Raw genomic sequence first — 19,271 nt, forward strand, 5'->3', positions numbered from 1 at the left:
GCTCAATGCACTTCGTCGTGATAGACGAACTTCGGCATTTCCCAGCGGTAGTGGATCGCCAGCAGGCGCAGCGCGAAGCCGCCGCCGAGGCAGCACAGGATCGCGGTGGCATCGGCCACGCCCCAGTGCAGCAGCAGCAGATACGCCGCGCCGGTCAGCAGCGCGATGATCGCGTACAGCTCCTTCTGGAAGATCAGCGGCACCTCGTTGCAGAGAATGTCGCGCAGCACGCCACCGAAGGCACCGGTCAGCATGCCGGCGATCAGCACGATCGGCATCGCATGGCCGGCCTCGCGCGCGATCGAGCAGCCAATCAGGGTGAAGGCGATCAGGCCCAGGCCATCGAGCACCAGGAAGGTGCGACGGAAGTGGTGCATCCAGCGCGCCACCCAGGTGGCGATCAGCGCCGCGCATACGGTGAAGCCCAGGTACTCGGGATGCTTCACCCAGCCCAACGGGTAGTGGCCGAGCAGGATGTCGCGCAGCGAACCGCCCCCGAGGGCGGTGACGCAGGCGATCATGACCACCCCGAACAGGTCCATGCGGCGACGGCCGGCGGACAGCGCGCCGGTCATGGCTTCGGCGGAAATGGCGATCAGGTAGATGATGGACAGCAGCATGGGACAGGCTCCGGGCGCGGTGGGGCCGGCCATGCGCGACTACCGCCACTGCCTGCGCAATGATGGGATGACGATGACCGGTGCCGCTCCCGCTGTCCTTTTGCCTGAGAGTTCAGCGGCATGGGCCGCGTGCCCCTTCGGCGGATCGTCCCGGGCGTGCCCGGTGACCTCTCTCCAGCTCGGCGAGTCGAATGCATGGTTGGTGGGATTCCAGCCCACCGGCCTGAGCGATCATGGGAGCCTGCGCCTTCGGCGGGCGCCAGCGCGGCGCCTCTCTCCTGCATTCGGGCGCCAGTATATCCGCTGCAGTGCAGCACGGCATAATCCGGGCATGGCCCCGTCCCTCCGCCCGTGGTTCCTGTACCTGCTCGAATGCCGCGATGGCAGCTATTACGCCGGCATCAGCACCGACGTGGACGCGCGTTTTGCCGCCCACCAGGCCGGCAAGGGCGCGCGCTACACCCGGGCCCGGCCGCCGCTGCGCGTGCTGGCCGTGCGCGAGTACCCGGACCGCGCGGCCGCCTCCCGCGCCGAATGGCAGCTCAAGCAGCAGCCGCGCGAACGCAAGCTGGCCTGGCTGCAGGCGCCTGCCGAGGCTGTTCTGTAGCCGAGCCCATGCTCGGCTGCTGGATTGGCGACGAGGATCAGCCGAGCATGGGCTCGGCTCTAAAGTAGATCCACGCCATGCGTGGAAGGGCTACCCGGCCCATGCGATGATCGCCCCGCGCCCAGAGCTGGAGACCCGGATGTCCACGATTGCCCTGCTGTTTGCTCTCTCCGCAGCAACGAGCCCCACTGCCGATCCGGCCACCCTCGCAGCCATCGAAGCCACCTGCCATGACTACGTCGACGGCCAACTGGAAGCCGATCCGCAGCGCGTCGCCCGCTCCCTGCACCCGGACCTGGCCAAGCGCGCGGTCATCGGCGATACGCCGGACGAACGCCTGGGCCTGCGCCGCATGTCGAAGGAAGAGCTGGTCTCGTTGACGAAACAGGGCGCGTTGAAGACCCCGAAGGATCAATGGGACCGCCGCTGCACGGTGCTGGACGTGACCGGCAACGCGGCCTCGGTGCGGCTGGAAACCCCGTGGTTCGTCGACTACTTCCACATGGGCCGCTTCGATCAGCGCTGGGTCATCGTCAACGCGCTGTGGTACCCGAAGCCGAAGGCACCGTGAGCGACGCGTGCCACGAAGATCGCTTCGGTCGCCGGTCGTAGCGATCATCCATGCGCATGCAGTTGGGTGCGGGAGAAATGGGCTTGATGCTGTAGATCCGCGCCATGCGTGGATGACGCCACCGCGCTCAACTGTCCATTGAAACGCCAATCACTTCGTCGTCCTCATCGAGCTCGACACTCAGCACATATTGCGAGACATCGCCCGGCAGCGAAAAATCGATGTGCACCGATCCATCGTCTCCCCACGGTTCGCGCGGCTGCAGCAGGCCCAGCACCGCGCTGGCCGCCGGCGTGGGCGTGCCCAGATGCGCGATCCAGTAGTCGGCTTCGATCTCATCCAGATGATGCTGGACGAACAGGTCGACGCTGTCGTCGCCTTCTTCGGTGCCCAGCAACTGTTCAAGGGCGGTGCGCGCACGCTTCTGTTGGTTGGTGGAGGTGGTCATGGCAGTCCTTTGAGTGGTGGTTGGAGACAGGGTTCAAACATCCACGCATGGCGTGGATCTACTTTCGCCGCCGGTCGTCCTGATCATCTCCAAAGATGATGCGCGCACTGCGCTGGTAGCTCCAGTACGCCACGGCCCAGTTCAGCAGCACCACGATGCGGTTGCGGAAGCCGATCAGGAAGAACACGTGCGCGGCCAGCCAGAACCACCAGGCCAGGATGCCCGACAACTGCAGCCGGCCCAGGTGCACGATGGCGGCCATGCGACCGATGGTGGCCAGGTTGCCGTAGTCGGCATACTTGAACGGGCCGGGCTCGGGCTTGCCGTGCAGGCGTGCGCGGATCACCTCGGCCACGTACTTGCCCATCTGCTTGGCAGCGGGTGCCACGCCGGGTACCGGCTTGCCGTCGGCCTGGCTCAGTGCGGCCAGGTCACCGGCCACGAACAGCTCCGGGTGATCGGGCAGGGTCAGGTCCGGTTGCACCGGCACGCGGCCGGCGCGATCCAGCGGCACGTCCAGCGTGCGCGCCAGCGGCGATGCGGCCACGCCGGCGGCCCAGACCACGGTGCGGGCCGGCACGAACTGCTCACCGAGCTTGAAGCCCTGGCTGTCGATGTCGCTCACCGGGGTACCGGTCAGCACTTCCACGCCCAGCTTTTCCAGCTGCCGGCGTGCCTTCAGCGAAAGCACTTCCGGGAACGAGGACAGCACGCGCGGGCCAGCCTCGACCAGCCGCACCTTGGCGCTGGCCGGATCGATATGGCGGAATTCGTTGCGTAGCGTATGCCGCGCGATCTCGGCCAGGGTGCCGGCCAGTTCAACACCGGTGGGACCGCCGCCAACCACCGCGAAGCTCAGCCATGCCGCCTTCTTCGCCGGGTCCGGTTCGGCTTCGGCGCGCTCGAACGCCAGCAGCAGCTTGCGGCGCAGTGCGATGGCATCGTCCAGCGTCTTCAGGCCGGGGGCATCATCAGCCCACTGGTCGTTGCCGAAGTAGGCGTGGGTGGCGCCGGTGGCCAGCAGCAGGCTGTCGTAGTCCAGCGTGCTGCCATCGGCCATGCGGATCTGCCGGGCCTGCTTGTCGATGGCCACCACTTCGCCGAGGCGGACTTCTACATTGCGCTGGTGGCCGAGGATGTGGCGCAGCGGCGCGGCGATGTCCGGCGCGGACAGGCCGGCGGTGGCCACCTGGTACAGCAGCGGCTGGAACAGGTGGTGGTTGCGGCGATCGACCAGGGTGATGCGTATGCGCTCGCGGGCCAGGGCACGGGTGGCCCAGAGGCCGGCAAAACCACCGCCGACAACAACCAGGTGGGGAACGCGCTCGCGACTCATCGACTCACTCCAGTGGGGGCATTGGGGGAAGCGCCTGGCATCTTCGCACGGCGGCTGCCTGTCACGTCAGCGCCTGCGTGGATCGGCGATACTCGGGTTCAGGCAACGGCCCGTGAGGAGCCCATGAGCGAACCGGAAAAGCGCATCGCCCTGTTGATCGACGCCGACAACGCGCCGGCCTCGAAGATCGACGAGGTCCTGGCCGAAGTCGCCCGCTACGGCGTGGCCAACGTACGCCGCGCCTATGGCAACTGGAAGAGCCCGCGGCTGAAGGGCTGGGAAGCGGTGCTGCACGAATACGCGATCCGCCCGATCCAGCAGTTCGCCTACAGCAAGGGCAAGAATGCTTCGGACATGGCGATGGTGATCGACGCCATGGACCTGCTGTACGCGCGTAACCTTGATGGCTTCGCCATCGTCTCCAGCGATGCCGATTTCACCCCGATGGTGATGCGCCTGCTGACCGACGGCGTGAAGGTGTATGGCTTCGGCGAGAAGAAGACGCCGGAACCGTTCGTCAACGCGTGCTCGAAATTCACTTATCTGGAAGCGCTGGGGCAGACCCACGCTAGCGTGCCGGATGCCGAGCAGGCATCGAGTGAGCAGGCATCGAACGAACCTGTCGCCAATGATGATGCGCGGCCGCGCAAGAGCGGTGCGGAAATGCGCAGCGATACGCGGCTGGTGAAGATGCTGCGCCGTGCGGTGTCCTCGGCCGAGGGCGAGGATGGCTGGTCGCACCTGGGCCCCGTCGGCAGCCAGATCGGCAACCAGGCCTCGTTCGACCCGCGCAACTACGGCTACGGCAAGCTCAGCGATCTGCTGGCAGCGATCGGGCTGTTCGAGCTGAAGAAGGACGGCAAGTCGTCCTACGTCCGCGCGCTGCCAAAAAAGAACAGGTAGTTCCGGCCGCTGGCCAAAAAAGAACCGGTAGTGCCGGCCGCTGGCCGGCAAGCCCCAGATGCCAGATCCCGCATCCGGCACGCACATCTCCACTCCGATCAGGCGTATCGTTGCCGCTCGCATTGCCAGCAAGGAAAACCCGCATGTTGAAGATCTGGGGCCGCCGCAATTCCAGCAACGTCCGCAAGGTACTGTGGTGCGCCGAGGAGATCGGCCTGCCGTATGAGTCCATCGAAGTCGGTGGCAGCCACGGCGGCACGCAGACGCCGGAGTACCTGGCGATGAATCCCAACAGCCTGGTGCCGGTGATCGAAGACCATGGCCTGCCGCTGTGGGAATCGAACGCCATCGTGCGCTACCTGAGCGCGCGCTACGCGCTGGGCACCCTGTACGCCGAAGATCCGATGCAGCGCGCCCAGGCCGAGAAGTGGATGGACTGGAGCACCTCGCGGATGGCACCGATCTACAGTGACCTGATCTGGGGCATCATGCGCACCGCCCCGGCCGACCGTGACGAAGCGCGCATCAATGCCGCCATCGTCCGCGCCGGTGACTACCTGGCGATGGCCGATGCCACCCTGTCCCGACAGCCGTGGCTGTCGGGCGAGGCGTTCGCGATGGGTGACATTCCGCTGGGCTCGCTGATCTACGCCTGGTTCGAATTGCCGATCCAGCGCCCGGAACTGCCGCACCTGGCCGATTGGTATGCGCGCCTGCGCGAGCGGCCGGCCTACCAGCGCGGCGTGATGTCGCCGCTGACGTAAGCGGTGGCGGTCGGGGTCAGAGCCCTTTTCTGCGAAAAGGGATCCGACCCCTCAGTACAGATCCGTCGGATCCACATCCAGCGACCAGCGCACCTTGCGGGCTTCCGGCAGCGCGTACAGCTGCGGCACCAATTGCGAAAGCACCCCATGCAACGGCGGTCGCTGCAGGGCAGACAGCAGCAGCTGCGTGCGCTGGTAGCCGGCACGCCGAGGCATCGGCGCCGGCATCGGCCCGTAGGCCTCGACCACATTCTGTTCCCCCAGCAGTTGCCGCGCGGCCAGCAGGAATGCATTGGCATGCTCCACCTGCTGCGCTTCGGCACGCATCAGCGCCAGATGCGCGAACGGCGGGAATCCGGCGGCCTGGCGCTGGTTCAATTCGGCCTGGGCGAATGGGTGGTAGCCACCGCTTACCAGGGTTTCCAGCAGCGGGTGCCCGGGGTGATGGGTCTGCAGCCAGACCTCGCCAGGATCACGCGCACGTCCCGCGCGTCCTGCGACCTGGATCAGCTGCTGCGCCAGTTTCTCGCTGGCGCGGAAGTCGGCGGAGAACAGACCTTCGTCGATGCCCACCACCACCACCAGGGTCAGCTTGGGCAGGTCGTGGCCCTTGGCCAGGATCTGTGTGCCCACCAGGATGCCGGGCTGGTCACCCAGCTTGGCGAGCTGTTGTTCCAGTGCATCGCGGCGCGAGGTGGTGCCGCGATCGATGCGCACCACCGGAAAGTCGGCGAAGGCGGCGGTGAGGTGCTCTTCCAGGCGTTCGGTGCCGATGCCCTGCGGTTGCAGCGCCAGGCTCCCGCACGCGGGGCACGCCAGCGGCGCCGGTTGCCGCGCGCCACAGTGATGGCACTGCAGGCGACGGCCGCCGCCATGCACGGTCATCGGCGCATCGCAGCGCTGGCACGGCGCGGTCCAGCCGCAGTCGTGGCACAGCAGCACCGGTGCGTAGCCACGGCGGTTCTTGAACACCAGCACCTGCTGGCCGCGCTGCAGGTGCTCGCCGATGCCGGCCAGCACATCGGCGGAGAGGCCGTCATGCAGCGGGCGCTTGCGTACATCGAGGATGCGCACGCGCGGCGGTCGTGCATCGCCGGCGCGCTGCTTCAGGCGCAGGTGGGTGTAGCGCCCGGCATAGGCGTTGTGCAGGGTTTCCAGCGAGGGCGTGGCACTGCCGAGCAGCACCGGAATGCCGAGCGACTTGGCCCGGACCAGGGCGAAATCGCGGGCGTGGTAACGGATGCCGTCCTGCTGCTTGTAGCTGCCGTCGTGTTCCTCGTCGACGATCAGCAGGCCGGCCTGGGGCAGCGGCGTGAACACCGCCGAGCGGGTGCCGACGATGACCCGTGCTTCGCCGCGTGAGGCCGCTGCCCAGACGCGCGCGCGCTCGTTGTCGTTCAACCCGGAGTGCAGCGCGTGCACGGCGATGCCGAGGCGGCCGCGGAAGCGCGCCAGGGTCTGCGGGGTCAGGCCGATTTCCGGCACCAGCACCAACGCCTGCCTGCCCTGCGCCAGGCAATGGATGATCGCCTGCAGGTAGACCTCGGTCTTGCCGCTGCCGGTCACGCCATCCAGCAGGAAGGGCTGGAAGCCGTCGGCGGCGTTGATCGCGGCCACCGCCTCGGCCTGGTCCGGGTTGAGCGCGGGGCCGGGCAGCGGCTGCGCATGCTGCGGTGCCACCGTCATCGCCACGCGCTCGGCCAGCGCGCGCTTGGCCAGGCTGCGCGCGGCGGTGCGCCAGTCCTCCATGCGTTCGCCCAGTACATCCTCATCCACCACGGCGTCGGCCAGCAGTTCGGCCAACTGCCGCGGGCGGCTGCCGGCGCGCAGCGTCCCGCGCTGGGCATGGCCTTCCGCAGTCAGCTGCCAGCCCCAGTGATGGGTGTCGGGCAGGGCGTCGCCATGGCGCAGTGGACCGGGCAGGGCGGTACTCAGTACTTCGCCCAGGGGGGCGTGGGTATAGCGCGCCAGCCACTGCAGGCTCTGCCACAGTTCACCCTGCAGCAGCGGTTGCGGGTCGCACCAGGCCAGGGCCTGGCGCAGTCCCTGGCCGTCGTCGGTCTGGCCGAGGCCGACCACCACGCCGACCAGCTCGCGGTTGCCGAACGGCACCTTCACACGGCAGCCGACCGCAACCGTGGGGGCCTCGCCCTCCGGCGACAGGTAGTCGAACAGGCGGGGCAGGGGGACGGGCAGGGCGACCTGCAGGGTCGGAATCGGTGAAAGCATCGGGCCAGTGTAACGGCCCATGCGGGCGCGAATGGCGGGCGCGGGCATAGCCGGGCGACGCCCGTTGAATCATAAATGTCACCTAAATATCGGTGTCCATTGGAGATTCAGTCTTATCCACATGTTCTGTGGATAACGTTGTGCGTTAACCGCCAGCGGAAACGCAGAAGGCCGATGGCGACGGCCTCACACTCGGGTTGGTCAAAAAATCGCCACATAGTAAAAACATTCAAAATCAACAACTTAAGTGTGAAACAATGCTGAAACAGAGTGAATTCAGCTGGATGCCCCAGTTTTCCGCAGCGGGGCCTTGGTGCTGTGCACAACCTGCAGCACGAAGTGCCTGCGGGCGCAAGTCCTACGGGCGCCGATGGCCTGCCGCTATCATGCCGGCAGACCTTTGGAGTGACCGATGACGGCTGTGCCCGCCCCTGTTTCCTCGACCGCGGCCGGCGCGCTGTCGGCGTTCCTGCGTGGCGTCGAGCGCCGTGCCCTGGTGGTGGCTGAACTGCAGTGCGGTGATGCCGCCCGTGCCGAACAGACCCTGGTGGCGGTGATGCGCGCGTTTGCGGCGGTCGCCAGCGACCTGCCAATGGCGCAGTGGCCGACCCGCTTCTGGACCCTGCTGGGCCAGCGCCAGGTATTGCGCGAACCGGTGGGCGGCCAATGGGCGCCGCCGTTGGCTGCGCTGGGCGAGATGGGATCGATGCCGCGCCTGGCGCTGTTGCTGCGGGTGGGCGGCAGCCTGGACGAAGGCATCGCCATGCGCGTGCTCGACCAGGACGAGGCCAGCTACCAGCGCTTGTTGGCCGATGCCTGCCCGCGCGATGCGCACGGCCAGCCCGATGCATCGGCCTGGCGCCAGCTTGCCGAGCAGGTGCAGCTGCGCATCCGCGATCTGCCGGCCAAGCGCCTGCAGCAGCTGCAGCAACCGGCTGCCCCGGCCGCCAACAATGAACCCCCGACCTCCAGCTGGCGTGCACCGCAGCGGGACGAGCGTGCGGCTGCCAGCGGCAAGCGCCGCCGTACGAATGCCAAGCCACGCTGGCGCGGTCCGCTGATCCTGCTGGTGACGGTGGCGGTGCTGTTGGCCGCGGCGCTGGGCTGGCGCTATTGGCAGGGGCATTCGTTCGGCAGCGACGCTCCGCTGCCGGAAGGCGTGGTCGGTGAAGCGGGTCCGGTCACGGTGGAAGCACTGCCGCCGAGCACGGTCAGCGCTACGCCGGATGCGGCCCCGGCCCAGGCCACGGACGACGCTGTGATGCTGGCCGACCGCGACTATCCGCTGGTGGCCGATGCCGATCTGTATGCGTGGACCGCCGCGGGCGGCCCGCTGCCGGTGGACGAGTCGCAATCCAAGCCGAGCCGGCCGGAGCCGGCCAGCGCCACGCTGGAGACCGCTGCTGCCGATGAATAAGACCGTATTCGCCAGCCTGCTGCTGGCCTTGCCGTTGTCGCTGTCCGCCGCGCCGCAGACCTTGAACGTACCGCTGCCGCCGCCAGTGCCGGGCAGTTCATCGGCGGCCCCGGCCCCGGCCATCACAAGTACGACGCCCGCTGCGTTTACCCAGCTCGATGCCCAGCAGCAGCGACAGCGCCGCGCCGACTACGCCGCATGGCGGGCATTGCCGGAGGGCGAGCGTGAGCGCATCCGCCAGGCCGCGGCGCGCTTCAATGCGCTGCCGGCTGATCAACAGCAACGCATGCGCCAGCAGTTCGAGGCGCAGGACCAGGCGTTCCGCGAAGGCTGGCGGCTGGGCCCGCAGCTGGGCCTGGAATTCCCCAAGCTGCACGGCCTGTTCGGGTTCGTGCCGCCGGAACAGCGCGAGGCCGCGCTGGCCGTGCTGCGCCAGCTCAGCCCGGCGCAGCTGGCCCAGCTCACCCTGGTCGCGCAGCGCACCCCGCCGCAGGAGCGCGACAAAGTACGCGGCGCATTCCTCGCGGTGCCACCCGCCGAACGCGACACCTGGCTCAAGCGCCAGGCGGGTCAGTAAACAAAGGGGACGGAGGGGATTAAGTCGTACTCGGCACAGTCGGGCTTGAAACGACTTAATCCCCTCCGTCCCCTTTTTCTGTTCGTAACGTGATCGCAACGCGTGATGCCGGGGCCTGCTGAAACCCAGCATTCACGCCATGTCATGGGAATGCGCACGCCGCACGCGTAAGATGGCGGCCCGCAACCCGGTGCCTGTGCCCTTCGCGCGCAACCGTAGTTCGCGTCAAGCACCTTATGTCTACTGCAACCTCCACGCCGCGCTTCAGCAAGGAAGTCGGCGCTACCGGTCTGCTCGCCCTGCCGCTTGTGCTCGGGCATGTGTCCACCGGTCTGATCTCCTTCGTCGACAACGTGATTGCCGGCCACCACGCCACGGCGACCCTGGCCGCGGTGACCATCGGCACCGCCCTGCTGTGGCTGCCGATGCTGATCCCGATCGGCACCCTGATCTCGCTCACCGCCTCGGTGTCGCAGTTGCATGGCGCCGGCCGCGAGCGCGAGATCGGTCCGCTGTTCCGCCAGGCACTGTGGCTGGCGCTGGGCCTGGGCCTGATCATGTTCACCTTCCTCACCGTGGTGCCGCCGCTGCTGCCGGCCTTCGGCATCGCGCCGGACATCGTGCCGGGGGCCACCGCATTCCTGCACGCGGTGCGCTGGGGCGGCCCGGCGCTGACCCTGTATTTCTGCATGCGCTATCTCAGCGAGGGCATGCACTGGACGCTGCCGACCATGCTGCTCGGCTTCGGCGGCCTGCTGGTGCTGGCACCGATGGGCTATGTGCTGGCCAACGGCAAGCTCGGCTTCCCGGAAATGGGCGCCGAAGGCCTGGGCATCGCTTCGGCGGTGATGATGTGGCTGCAGGCGATCGCGTTCGCCACCTACCTGTGGTTCACCAAGCGCTTCGCCCACCTGCAGCTGTTTTCGCACTTCGAAAGACCGCGCTGGAAGGCGATCTGGGACCTGCTGCGCACCGGCCTGCCGATCGGCATCACCGTGCTGATGGAAGGCGGCCTGTTCATCGTCACCGCGCTGCTGATCGGCCGCCTCGGTGCCAATGAAGCGGCCGCGCACCAGATCGCGATCAACGTCGCCCAGCTGTGCTTCATGATCCCGATGGGCGTGGCCGAGGCCACCACCGTGCGCGTCGGCCATGCGGTCGGCCGTGGCGATGGCTTCGGCGTACGGCGTGCGGCCTGGGCCGGCTACGCGATCATCATGGGTACGCAGACGCTGTCGGCAGCAGTGCTGCTGTTCGGCCACGATGCCATCGTCGGCGTCTACACCAACGACCTGGCGGTGGCCGGCCTGGCCTCGACCCTGCTGCTGTACGCGGCCACCTTCCAGTTCCCGGATGGCATCCAGGTACTGTCGGCCGGCGCGCTGCGCGGCCTGAAGGACACCCGCGTGCCGATGTTCATCGCCATGTTTGCGTACTGGGGCCTGGGCATGCCGCTCGGCGCCGGGCTCGGCCTGGGGTTGGGCATGGGGCCGCAGGGCATGTGGATCGGCCTGATCGTCGGCCTGACCGCCGCCGCCATCCTGATGGGCTGGCGCCTGCGCCGCAGCAGCCTGCGCATCGGCCAGTCCGCGCTGTCCTGACCTCCCGCCCGCCACGATGATCCGTGGCGGGCGATCCCCTGACTTGTGTCCGATGCCGCATCACGCGGCACCGGCTATGCTGGCACCACGGCAAGAAGCCATCCGGAGCGTTCCATGAATCAACCCGTGCCCCCGCTGCCCCCGGCGCGTCGCAACCCCGTCGCCAGTTTCTTCATCGGGCTGTGGGACGTCATGAACTTCACCCGCCGGTTGATCCTCAACCTGGTGTTCTTCGGCCTGCTGTTCCTGCTGCTGGTGATGTTCGTCATCGCCGCCGGCATGGGCGCCGGTGCCAGCAAGTCGCTGCAGGACCGCACCACCCTGGTGATCGCGCCGGAGGGCCGCCTGGTCGAGCAGTTCAGCGCCGATCCGGTCAGCCGCGCGCTGGCCAAGGCGGTGGGCGACAACGGCGCCGAGGAGATCCAGCTGCGCGACCTGCTGCGGGTGATCGAGTCGGCCAAGGAAGACAAGAAGATCGAGCGCGTGGTGCTGGAGCTGGACAAGCTGCAGCCGTCGGGCTTCGCTTCGCTGCGTGAAGTGGCCACCGCGCTGCAGGACCTGCGTGCCTCCGGCAAGCAGCTGGTGGCCTACAGCGAGAGCATGGGCCAGTCGCAGTACCTGCTGGCCGCACAGGCCGACGAGGTCTACCTGGACCCGATGGGGTCGGTGGTGCTCGAGGGCCTGGGCCGCTACCGCCAGTACTTCCGCACCGGCCTGCAGGACAAGCTGGGCGTGGACGTGCACCTGTTCAAGGTGGGCGAGTACAAGTCCGCGGCCGAGCCGTACGTGCTCGACGCCGCCTCGCCGGCCTCCAAGGAAGCCGACCTGTTCTGGATGAACGACGTGTGGCAGCGCTACCTGGCGGACATCGCCAAGGCGCGTCGCCTGGACCCGGCACAGCTGGCCGCCGGCATCGACACGCTGCCGGAAGGCATTGCTGCCGCCGGTGGCGACCTGGCCAAGTTCGCGCTGCAGCAGAAGCTGGTGACCGCGCTGAAGACCCGAGAGGAATTCGAGGATCTGATGATCGAGCGCGGCGTGGCCGACGACGATGCCGACGGTGGTTTCCGCAACGTCGACTTCGGCACCTACCTGGGCCAGCTCGATGCGCGCCGCAACCCGGTGGACTCGCGTCCGCAGGTGGCCGTGGTGGTGGCGGAAGGCGAGATCAGCGGCGGCGACCTGCCGGCCGGCCGCATCGGTGGCGAGTCGACCTCGGCACTGCTGCGTGCCGCGCGCGACGACGAGAACGTGAAGGCGGTGGTGCTGCGCGTGGATTCGCCGGGTGGTGAAGTGTTCGCCTCCGAGCAGATCCGCCGCGAAGTGGTGGCCCTGCAGGCCGCCGGCAAGCCGGTGGTGGTGTCGATGGGCGATCTGGCCGCTTCCGGTGGCTACTGGATCAGCATGAACGCCGATCGCATCTACGCCGATCCGTCGACCATCACCGGTTCGATCGGCATCTTCGGCATGGTCCCGAACTTCAGCCGCGCGCTGGACAAGATCGGTGTGCATACCGACGGTGTCGGTACCACCCGCTTCGCCGGTGCCTTCGATGTCACCCGCCCGATGGATCCGGCCGTGGGCCAGGTCATCCAGACGGTGATCAACAAGGGTTACGCCGACTTCACCGGTCGCGTCGCCGACGCCCGCAAGAAGCCGGTCGAGGCGGTGGACGAGGTGGCCCGCGGCCGCGTGTGGAGCGGTGCACAGGCCAAGGAACGCGGCCTGGTCGACGCCTTCGGTGGCCTGAAGGATGCCGTGGCCGACGCTGCCAGCCGTGCCAAGCTGGGCAAGGCCGATGCCTACCGCGTGCGCTACATCGAGAAGGCGGCGACGCCGTTCGCGCAGTTCGTCAGCGGTTTCGCCGGCAGCCGCGCCGGTGCCTGGATGCTGTCCGACTCGGGCATGGCGCGGATGATGCTGGCACGCACGATGCCGGAAGTGGATACGCAGCTGCGTTTCGTCGAGAACGCGGCCCGCGAGAAGGGCAACGGCGCGCCGGTGAAGGCGCTGGCGTACTGCTTCTGCGGGTTCTGATCGGCAACGGTGACGAATGAAAACGCCCGGCCCTGGCCGGGCGTTTTCGTTGGTGGGGTCGGATCCCTCTGCCCCGCAAAGGGCTCTGACCCCAGAGATCACTGCGTTGCGTCGGCCTCTGCCTTGCGCTCACGCGCGGCAGCATCGTCCACGGTTTTCTGCACGTCCTTGGCGCGGTCCAGCGGCTCATGCATCGCGCGCGCCATCGCCTGTGGTGCTGGCGGCTTCTCCGGGTTCGGTGTCGGCGGCCGCTGGCAGGCCGCCAGCAGCACGCTGGCCAGCAGGGGCATGGACAGGATCAGGATGCGCATGGCGGTTCTCCGCAGTGGGCGTACCGGCAGTGTCGCATCCCCGGCAGGGTGTGGCCGTGAGCGCGTATCCTTGCGGCATCGAAATGCAGTGGGCACCGCCCCGGAGGACACATGACCCAGCAACGGTGGCGCCTGGACGGCCAGACGGCCCTGATCACCGGCGCCAGCGCCGGCATCGGCCTGGCCATCGCGCATGAACTGGCGGGGCTCGGCGCCGACCTGATGATCGTCGGCCGCGATATCGACATGCTGGAGACTGCGCGCGACGAACTGCTGGACGTGTATCCGCAGCACCAGGTGCACGCGCTGGCCGCCGATGTCTCCGACGACGAAGACCGCCGGCAGATCCTGGACTGGGTGGAAGACCACAGCGATGGCCTGCACATCCTGGTCAACAACGCGGGTGGCAATGTCACCAAGGCGGCGACGGAATACTCCGAGGATGAATGGCGCAGGATCTTCGAGACCAACCTGTTCTCGGCCTTCGAGCTGTCGCGCTACGCGCATCCTCTGCTGGCCCGGCACGCCTCGTCGTCGATCGTCAATGTCGGCAGCGTGTCGGGGTTGACCCATGTGCGCAGCGGCGTGGTCTACGGCATGACCAAGGCCGCGATGCACCAGATGACCCGCAACCTGGCCGTCGAGTGGGCCGAGGATGGCATCCGGGTCAACGCGGTGGCGCCCTGGTACATCCGGACGCGGCGCACGTCCGGTCCGCTGTCGGACCCGGATTACTACGAGGAAGTGATCAACCGCACGCCGATGCGCCGCATCGGCGAGCCGGAGGAAGTGGCCGCAGCCGTGGGCTTCCTGTGCCTGCCGGCGGCCGGCTATGTGACCGGCGAGTGCATCGCGGTGGATGGTGGTTTTCTGCGCTACGGGTTCTGATCTTTCAGCAGGTAGTGCCGGCCGCTGGCCGGCAACTGCACTCATCTGAAGATCCTGTGGTTGCCGGCCAGCGGCCGGCACTACCGGGTGGCCGTTACCCTGGCACCGGGCAGTTGCTGGCCTCCAGCACGCCCTGCAGCCGCTCGCGTTCGCCGCGTGCGGCATCGCGGTTCTCCGGGGCGGCGAAGCGCTCACGGCCGCGTGCATCGCGGAAGCGCTGCTGCCAGCTGCCGCAGCGCTGCGTTTCGGGCAGTTCCTCGCAGCGGTCGCGTACCACCTCGCAGCTGGCCGCATTCACCGGCGTGACGCCGCCCAGACCCTGCACCGTCATCAGTTCGCAGCGGCCGGGTGCAGGCTCGTATTCGTGCAGGTAGCCACTGCCCTGGCTGTCGGTGCACTGGAAGATCGGCGGCAGTGGCGGCTTCGGTGGTCCGTCGCCGGCGGCGGCGCGGGCGTCGGCATCGCGCCGCAGCGTCGCGCTGTCGAGGATCTGATTCTCGCCCTCGCGTTCAACCATGCCTGCTTCCATGATCGTGCGCCCTTGGTCCGCGCGCCGTGGCGCCGATGTGGCCGCCGTGCCGGGCGCGGGTTCGGTCACTGCCGGAACCCGAGGGGAAACAGGAGCCGGCGCTGATGAGGGCTCGACCGCGGCAGGTTGCGGACTGGACGGGGCGGGCACGCGCAGCACCTGTTGCTTGCTGCCGGACGGGCACGGCGTGCGCTGCAGGGTAGGGACGTCACTGCTGCTGGAGGTACAGCGGTAGATCACACCCTCTTCGGCCAATGCGCTTCCGGGCAGCAGCACCAGGAGCAGCCAGATCACTCTGTTCATGCGCACAGCGTACAGCCTGCGACGGAGCGCTGCGCTCAGCGCTCGCAGTCGCGCGACAGGCGTGCGTCGATGCCGCGCTGTTCGTTGCTGATGGCCGTGCGTTCGCTCTGCAGTGCGCTGTTGTAGCGCCGGTCCAGTTCCCAGCGGCGGTCGCGCAGGCGTGCACAGACTTCCTGCGGCGGCAATGCATGGCAGCTGTCGCGGACCAGCACGCTGCCGGCTGGAACCTGCATACCCACGCCCACCGACGGCGGGCGATAGCCCGCACCTTCGCCGATGGGGGTGCCGATCGGCGTGCCGATGGCCGGGCGTGGTCCGGGGTAGGCTGGACCACGATGGCCGTGTGGCAGCCAGACACTGGTCCACAGCGGCACCCAGCGCGGATTGCCTTCGTTGTTGTCGCTGGTATAGCGCCGGCCGTCCTCGCTCACGCATTCGTACATCGGCTGCGGCGGCTGGATGTAGACGTGGCGGACTTCGCGCTCGCGGATGACCGGCGTTTCGCTGGGCGGCGGAGGCGTGGCATCACTGCGCACCACGCGCGGGGCGGGATCGCGCGGGCGCTGCAGGTCGCGTACTTCCTGGTGGCCACTGTTGCACGGCCTGTCCTGCAGGGCGACGGCACCGTTGCTGGCAACGCAGCGGTAGACACGCACGTCCTCGGCCTCGGCGGCGGGTGCCGTCCACGGCAGCAGCAGGCACAGGCTGAGGGTGGCGCGCAGCAGGGTCATGGCGGCAGGGTGCGTGATTGTCCGCGGCAGCGCAATCGCCGGCTCAGGAGCGTAGTACGTTGCCGCTGAGTGCATCGCGGATCGGGGTGGGCTGGGCCAGGCCGCCGGTCTGTCCATCGAGGATGCCATCGAGCAGGCGCAGCAGGCGCGGATCCAGCTCTTCGCGGCTGCGGGCCGGTGGCTCGCCGGCCAGGTTGGCGCTGGTGGAGACCAGCGGGCCGCCCCAGGCGCGGCAGAGTTCGGCCACCAGCGGGTGCGCGCTGATGCGCACCGCGATACCGCTGTGTTCGCCGGTGACCCAGGGTTGCGCACGCGGGCCGGCAGGCAGGATCCAGGTGTTGGCACCGGGCCAGCTGGCCAGCACCGCGCGCTGGCGGGCGTCGGGCAGCGCCTGCAGGCGCACCCAGCCTTCCAGCTGCGCCAACTCGGCGGCGACCAGGATCATGCCCTTCTCGATCGGGCGTTGCTTCAGCCGCAGCACCATGTGCACGGCGGCTTCGTGCGAAGGATCGCAGCCCAGGCCCCAGACCGCTTCGGTGGGGTAGGCGATCACGCCGCCCGCGCGGAGCGTGGCGACAGCAGAGTCGAGGGTGAGTTCTTTCATGGCGGCGACCGGCCCGGCGTGGGCCTTCATTATCCCCCCGCTGCGTGCAGATGGGGTGGACCCTGGCACCCGGTAGTGCCGGTCGCTGGCCGGCATCTGATGCTTATGGAGGGTGCCGGCCAGCGGCCGGCACTGCCCCCTCATCCACGCATGGCGTGGACCTACTTCTTGGCGGCCTTCTTGACGGCCTTCTTGGCCGGGGCCTTCTTCGCGGCAGCCTTCTTCACCGCCTTCTTTGCCGGGGCCTTCTTGGCAGCGGCCTTCTTCGGCGCCGCTTCCTTCTTCACCGCCGCCTTCTTTGCCGGGGCCTTCTTCGCGGCGGCCTTCTTGGCGCCGAAGCCCTTGCGCACCGGCTTGCCGGTTTCTTCCATCAGCTGCTGCACTTCGGCCAGGGTCAGCGATGCCGGCTCGCGATCCTTGGGGATCTTGCCGTTCATCTTGCCGTCGCTGATGTACGGGCCGAAACGGCCGTTCAGCACCTGGATGTCGCTGCCCTCGAACTCCTTGATGATCCGGTTGCGCGCGATCTCTTCCTTCTCTTCGATCAGGAACACGGCGCGGGCCAGGTCGATGGTGTACGGGTCGTCTTCCTTCTTCAGCGAGGCATAGGTGCTGCCACGCTTGGCGAACGGACCGAAGCGGCCGATGCCGACGCTGACCGGCTCGCCCTTGTCCTCACCCAGCGCGCGCGGCATCAGGAACAGCTCCAGCGCGTCTTCCAGCGAGATGGTGTGCATCGACTGGCCGGGGCGCAGCGAGGCGAACTTCGGCTTCTCCTCGGCGTCCTCGGCGGTGCTGCCGATGGCTGCGTAGGGCCCGAAGCGGCCGAGGCGTACGCTGACCGGCTTGCCGGTCTTCGGGTCGGTGCCGAGCTCGCGCGCGCCACTGGCTTCAGCGCGATCAACCGATTCCTTCTTGTCCTCGACCAGTTCCTTGAACGGCTCCCAGAAGCGGGCCATCAGCGGGATCCACTCTTCTTCGCCACGCGAGACGGCGTCGAGCTCGTCTTCGAGTTTGGCGGTGAAGTCGTAGTCCACGTACCGGGTGAAATGGCTGGACAGGAACTTGGACACCGCACGGCCGACGTCGGACGGGCGGAAGCTGCGGCCTTCCATTTCCACGTACTTGCGGAACAGCAGGGTCTGGATGATCGAGGCGTAGGTCGAGGGACGGCCGATGCCGTACTCTTCCAGCGCCTTCACCAGCGCCGCTTCGGTGTAGCGCGGCGGCGGCTGGGTGAAATGCTGTTCGGCCTGGATGCGTTCCAGCGGGATGCGGTCACCGGGCTTCATCGCCGGCAGCTTGCGGCCTTCGTCCTCGTCCTCGGCGCTCTTGCTGTCCTTGCCTTCCTCGTACACGGCCAGGAAGCCGGGCACCACCACGGTGGTGCCGCTGGCGCGGAACACGTGTTCGCTGCCGGCGGACAGATCGACGCTGACGGTGTTGAGGGTGGCCGGAATCATCTGGCAGGCCACTGCACGCTTCCAGATCAGCTCGTACAGGCGGCGCTCGTCGTCGGTGAGGAAGCGTGCCACCTGGGCCGGGGTACGCAGGGCCGAGGTCGGGCGCACCGCTTCGTGCGCTTCCTGGGCGTTCTTCGACTTGGTCTGGTAGGTGTTCGGCTGGTCCGGTAGCGAGGCGATGCCGTAGTCGCGGGCGATCACGTCGCGGATCTCGGCCAGTGCGTCCTGCGACAGGTTCACCGAGTCGGTACGCATGTACGAGATCAGGCCGACGGTGCCTTCGTCGCCGATGGCCACGCCTTCATACAGCTTCTGCGCCACCTGCATGGTCTTGCGGGTGGTGAAGCCGAGCTTGCGCGAGGCTTCCTGCTGCAGGGTGGAGGTGGTGAACGGCGGTGCCGGGCGGCGCTTGCGCTCCTTGCTGGCCACGTCGGTGACATGCAGCGAGCCCTGCGCGGCCTGCTGGATGCGCAGGCGGGCGGCCTCGGCGGTGTCGCCGTCGGTGATGGTGAACTGTTCGAACTTCTGCCCGTCCAGCTTGATCAGCTTGGCGTTGAAGTGCTGCGACGGGTGCGCGCACTCGGCGGCGATCGACCAGTACTCGCGGGCGATGAAGGCTTCGATCTCTTCCTCGCGCTCGACGATCATGCGCAGCGCCGGGCTCTGCACGCGGCCGGCGGACAGGCCGCGCTGGACCTTGCGCCACAGCACCGGCGACAGGTTGAAACCGACCAGGTAGTCCAGCGCGCGGCGCGCCTGCTGGGCGTCGACCAGGTCGCTGGCGATCGCGCGCGGCTGGCTGATGGCTTCCTTGATGGCGCGCGGGGTGATCTCGGTGAACACCACGCGCTGCATCGGCTTGTCCTTGACCAGCCCGCGTTCCTTCAGGATCTCGGCGATGTGCCAGCTGATCGCTTCACCCTCGCGGTCCGGGTCGGTCGCCAGCAGGATGTCGTCGGCGCCCTTGGCGGCCTTGGCGATTGCATCGACGTGCTTCTCGTTCTTGTCGATGACGTCGTAGTGCATGGCGAACCCGTTGTCCGGGTCGACTGCGCCTTCCTTCGGAATCAGGTCACGCACATGCCCATACGAGGCCAGGACCGTGTAGTCCTTGCCGAGGTATTTGTTGATCGTCTTGGCCTTGGCCGGCGATTCGACGATGAGCAGGTGCTTGGGCATGGCAGCAGGGTCTGTGGGCGAACCGTGGGGAAGGGGCCGCTAGGGTGGAGCAAACGGCCGCATTAGTGAAGCGGCCACGGGCAAATCCATAAACTGAACGCCCGGTAATGTGCCGGGCGTTCAGGTTTCACCTTGTTAGAGGAATCACGCCCG

18 protein-coding genes and 2 riboswitches are annotated in these 19,271 nt (G+C 67.9%); of the genes, 9 read left to right on the top strand and 9 right to left on the bottom strand.

Annotated features, from left to right (window positions below; translation table 11 throughout):
• Window positions 1–2: 2 nt before the first annotated feature.
• Complete coding sequence (locus VPH47_RS02090; protein WP_005411215.1) at window positions 3–620, bottom strand: trimeric intracellular cation channel family protein; 618 nt, start codon at window positions 618–620, stop codon at window positions 3–5.
• Window positions 621–704: 84 nt separating this feature from the next.
• A riboswitch (glycine riboswitch) is annotated at window positions 705–808 on the bottom strand.
• Window positions 809–821: 13 nt separating this feature from the next.
• Window positions 822–911: riboswitch (glycine riboswitch) on the bottom strand.
• Window positions 912–951: 40 nt separating this feature from the next.
• Between VPH47_RS02090 and VPH47_RS02095 the strand changes: the two genes are divergently transcribed.
• Together VPH47_RS02095 and VPH47_RS02100 are read left to right on the top strand one after the other, a co-directional pair.
• A complete protein-coding gene (locus VPH47_RS02095; protein WP_164160842.1) occupies window positions 952–1,227 on the top strand; it encodes a GIY-YIG nuclease family protein in 276 nt (91 codons plus the stop codon).
• 139 nt (window positions 1,228–1,366) lie between these two features.
• Entirely contained in the window at window positions 1,367–1,798 is a 432-nt protein-coding gene (locus tag VPH47_RS02100; protein WP_368850019.1) for a nuclear transport factor 2 family protein, read from the top strand.
• Between the two features lie 127 nt (window positions 1,799–1,925).
• Here VPH47_RS02100 and VPH47_RS02105 read toward each other — a convergent pair whose 3' ends face one another.
• The gene (locus VPH47_RS02105; protein WP_153854629.1) at window positions 1,926–2,246 is read right to left on the bottom strand and encodes a DUF2004 domain-containing protein; all 321 of its coding nucleotides are present in this window, start codon (window positions 2,244–2,246) and stop codon (window positions 1,926–1,928) included.
• Between the two features lie 58 nt (window positions 2,247–2,304).
• Window positions 2,305–3,582, bottom strand: coding sequence for an NAD(P)/FAD-dependent oxidoreductase (locus VPH47_RS02110; RefSeq protein WP_197611057.1), 1,278 nt, complete (start codon window positions 3,580–3,582; stop codon window positions 2,305–2,307).
• A gap of 123 nt (window positions 3,583–3,705) precedes the next feature.
• Here VPH47_RS02110 and VPH47_RS02115 point away from each other — a divergent pair, with 123 nt between their 5' ends.
• Together VPH47_RS02115 and VPH47_RS02120 are read left to right on the top strand one after the other, a co-directional pair.
• Complete coding sequence (locus tag VPH47_RS02115) at window positions 3,706–4,485, top strand: NYN domain-containing protein (RefSeq protein ID WP_014648580.1); 780 nt, start codon at window positions 3,706–3,708, stop codon at window positions 4,483–4,485.
• Window positions 4,486–4,628: 143 nt separating this feature from the next.
• On the top strand, window positions 4,629–5,249 hold the full coding sequence (locus VPH47_RS02120; RefSeq protein ID WP_368850020.1) for a glutathione S-transferase family protein: 621 nt from the start codon (window positions 4,629–4,631) through the stop codon (window positions 5,247–5,249).
• 51 nt (window positions 5,250–5,300) lie between these two features.
• On the opposite strand, the gene VPH47_RS02125 is transcribed toward VPH47_RS02120, so the two are convergent.
• Complete coding sequence (locus VPH47_RS02125) at window positions 5,301–7,478, bottom strand: primosomal protein N' (protein ID WP_368851560.1); 2,178 nt, start codon at window positions 7,476–7,478, stop codon at window positions 5,301–5,303.
• Between the two features lie 412 nt (window positions 7,479–7,890).
• On the opposite strand from VPH47_RS02125, the gene VPH47_RS02130 reads away from it, so the two are divergent.
• The 4 genes from VPH47_RS02130 to sppA all read left to right on the top strand — a co-directional run bounded on the left by VPH47_RS02130 (window position 7,891) and on the right by sppA (window position 13,110).
• On the top strand, window positions 7,891–8,895 hold the full coding sequence (locus VPH47_RS02130; RefSeq protein WP_110713890.1) for a hypothetical protein: 1,005 nt from the start codon (window positions 7,891–7,893) through the stop codon (window positions 8,893–8,895).
• Complete coding sequence (locus tag VPH47_RS02135; protein WP_180847443.1) at window positions 8,888–9,472, top strand: DUF3106 domain-containing protein; 585 nt, start codon at window positions 8,888–8,890, stop codon at window positions 9,470–9,472. Before VPH47_RS02130 ends, VPH47_RS02135 begins: the two co-directional genes overlap by 8 nt.
• Before the next feature lie 236 nt (window positions 9,473–9,708).
• Complete coding sequence (locus VPH47_RS02140) at window positions 9,709–11,073, top strand: MATE family efflux transporter (RefSeq protein ID WP_368850021.1); 1,365 nt, start codon at window positions 9,709–9,711, stop codon at window positions 11,071–11,073.
• A 114-nt stretch (window positions 11,074–11,187) separates the two neighbouring features.
• Window positions 11,188–13,110, top strand: a complete 1,923-nt coding sequence (gene sppA / locus VPH47_RS02145; RefSeq protein WP_197611061.1) for a signal peptide peptidase SppA — start codon at window positions 11,188–11,190, stop codon at window positions 13,108–13,110.
• A 98-nt stretch (window positions 13,111–13,208) separates the two neighbouring features.
• Here the strand turns inward: sppA and VPH47_RS02150 are convergent, their stop codons facing one another.
• A complete protein-coding gene (locus VPH47_RS02150; protein WP_153854624.1) occupies window positions 13,209–13,421 on the bottom strand; it encodes a hypothetical protein in 213 nt (70 codons plus the stop codon).
• Between the two features lie 111 nt (window positions 13,422–13,532).
• Between VPH47_RS02150 and VPH47_RS02155 the strand changes: the two genes are divergently transcribed.
• Entirely contained in the window at window positions 13,533–14,309 is a 777-nt protein-coding gene (locus VPH47_RS02155; RefSeq protein WP_180853998.1) for an SDR family oxidoreductase, read from the top strand.
• 94 nt (window positions 14,310–14,403) lie between these two features.
• On the opposite strand, the gene VPH47_RS02160 is transcribed toward VPH47_RS02155, so the two are convergent.
• From VPH47_RS02160 to VPH47_RS02175, 4 genes are all read right to left on the bottom strand, one after another.
• A complete protein-coding gene (locus VPH47_RS02160; protein ID WP_368850022.1) occupies window positions 14,404–15,141 on the bottom strand; it encodes a hypothetical protein in 738 nt (245 codons plus the stop codon).
• Between the two features lie 35 nt (window positions 15,142–15,176).
• Entirely contained in the window at window positions 15,177–15,872 is a 696-nt protein-coding gene (locus VPH47_RS02165; RefSeq protein ID WP_368850023.1) for a DUF4124 domain-containing protein, read from the bottom strand.
• Between the two features lie 43 nt (window positions 15,873–15,915).
• On the bottom strand, window positions 15,916–16,506 hold the full coding sequence (locus tag VPH47_RS02170; RefSeq protein WP_019338925.1) for a Sua5/YciO/YrdC/YwlC family protein: 591 nt from the start codon (window positions 16,504–16,506) through the stop codon (window positions 15,916–15,918).
• Window positions 16,507–16,637: 131 nt separating this feature from the next.
• On the bottom strand, window positions 16,638–19,118 hold the full coding sequence (locus VPH47_RS02175; RefSeq protein ID WP_110713882.1) for a DNA topoisomerase I: 2,481 nt from the start codon (window positions 19,116–19,118) through the stop codon (window positions 16,638–16,640).
• Between the last annotated feature and the right edge of the window lie 153 nt (window positions 19,119–19,271).

This window comes from Stenotrophomonas sp. WED208, from assembly GCF_040984485.1.
GTDB classification, from domain to species: domain Bacteria; phylum Pseudomonadota; class Gammaproteobacteria; order Xanthomonadales; family Xanthomonadaceae; genus Stenotrophomonas; species Stenotrophomonas riyadhensis.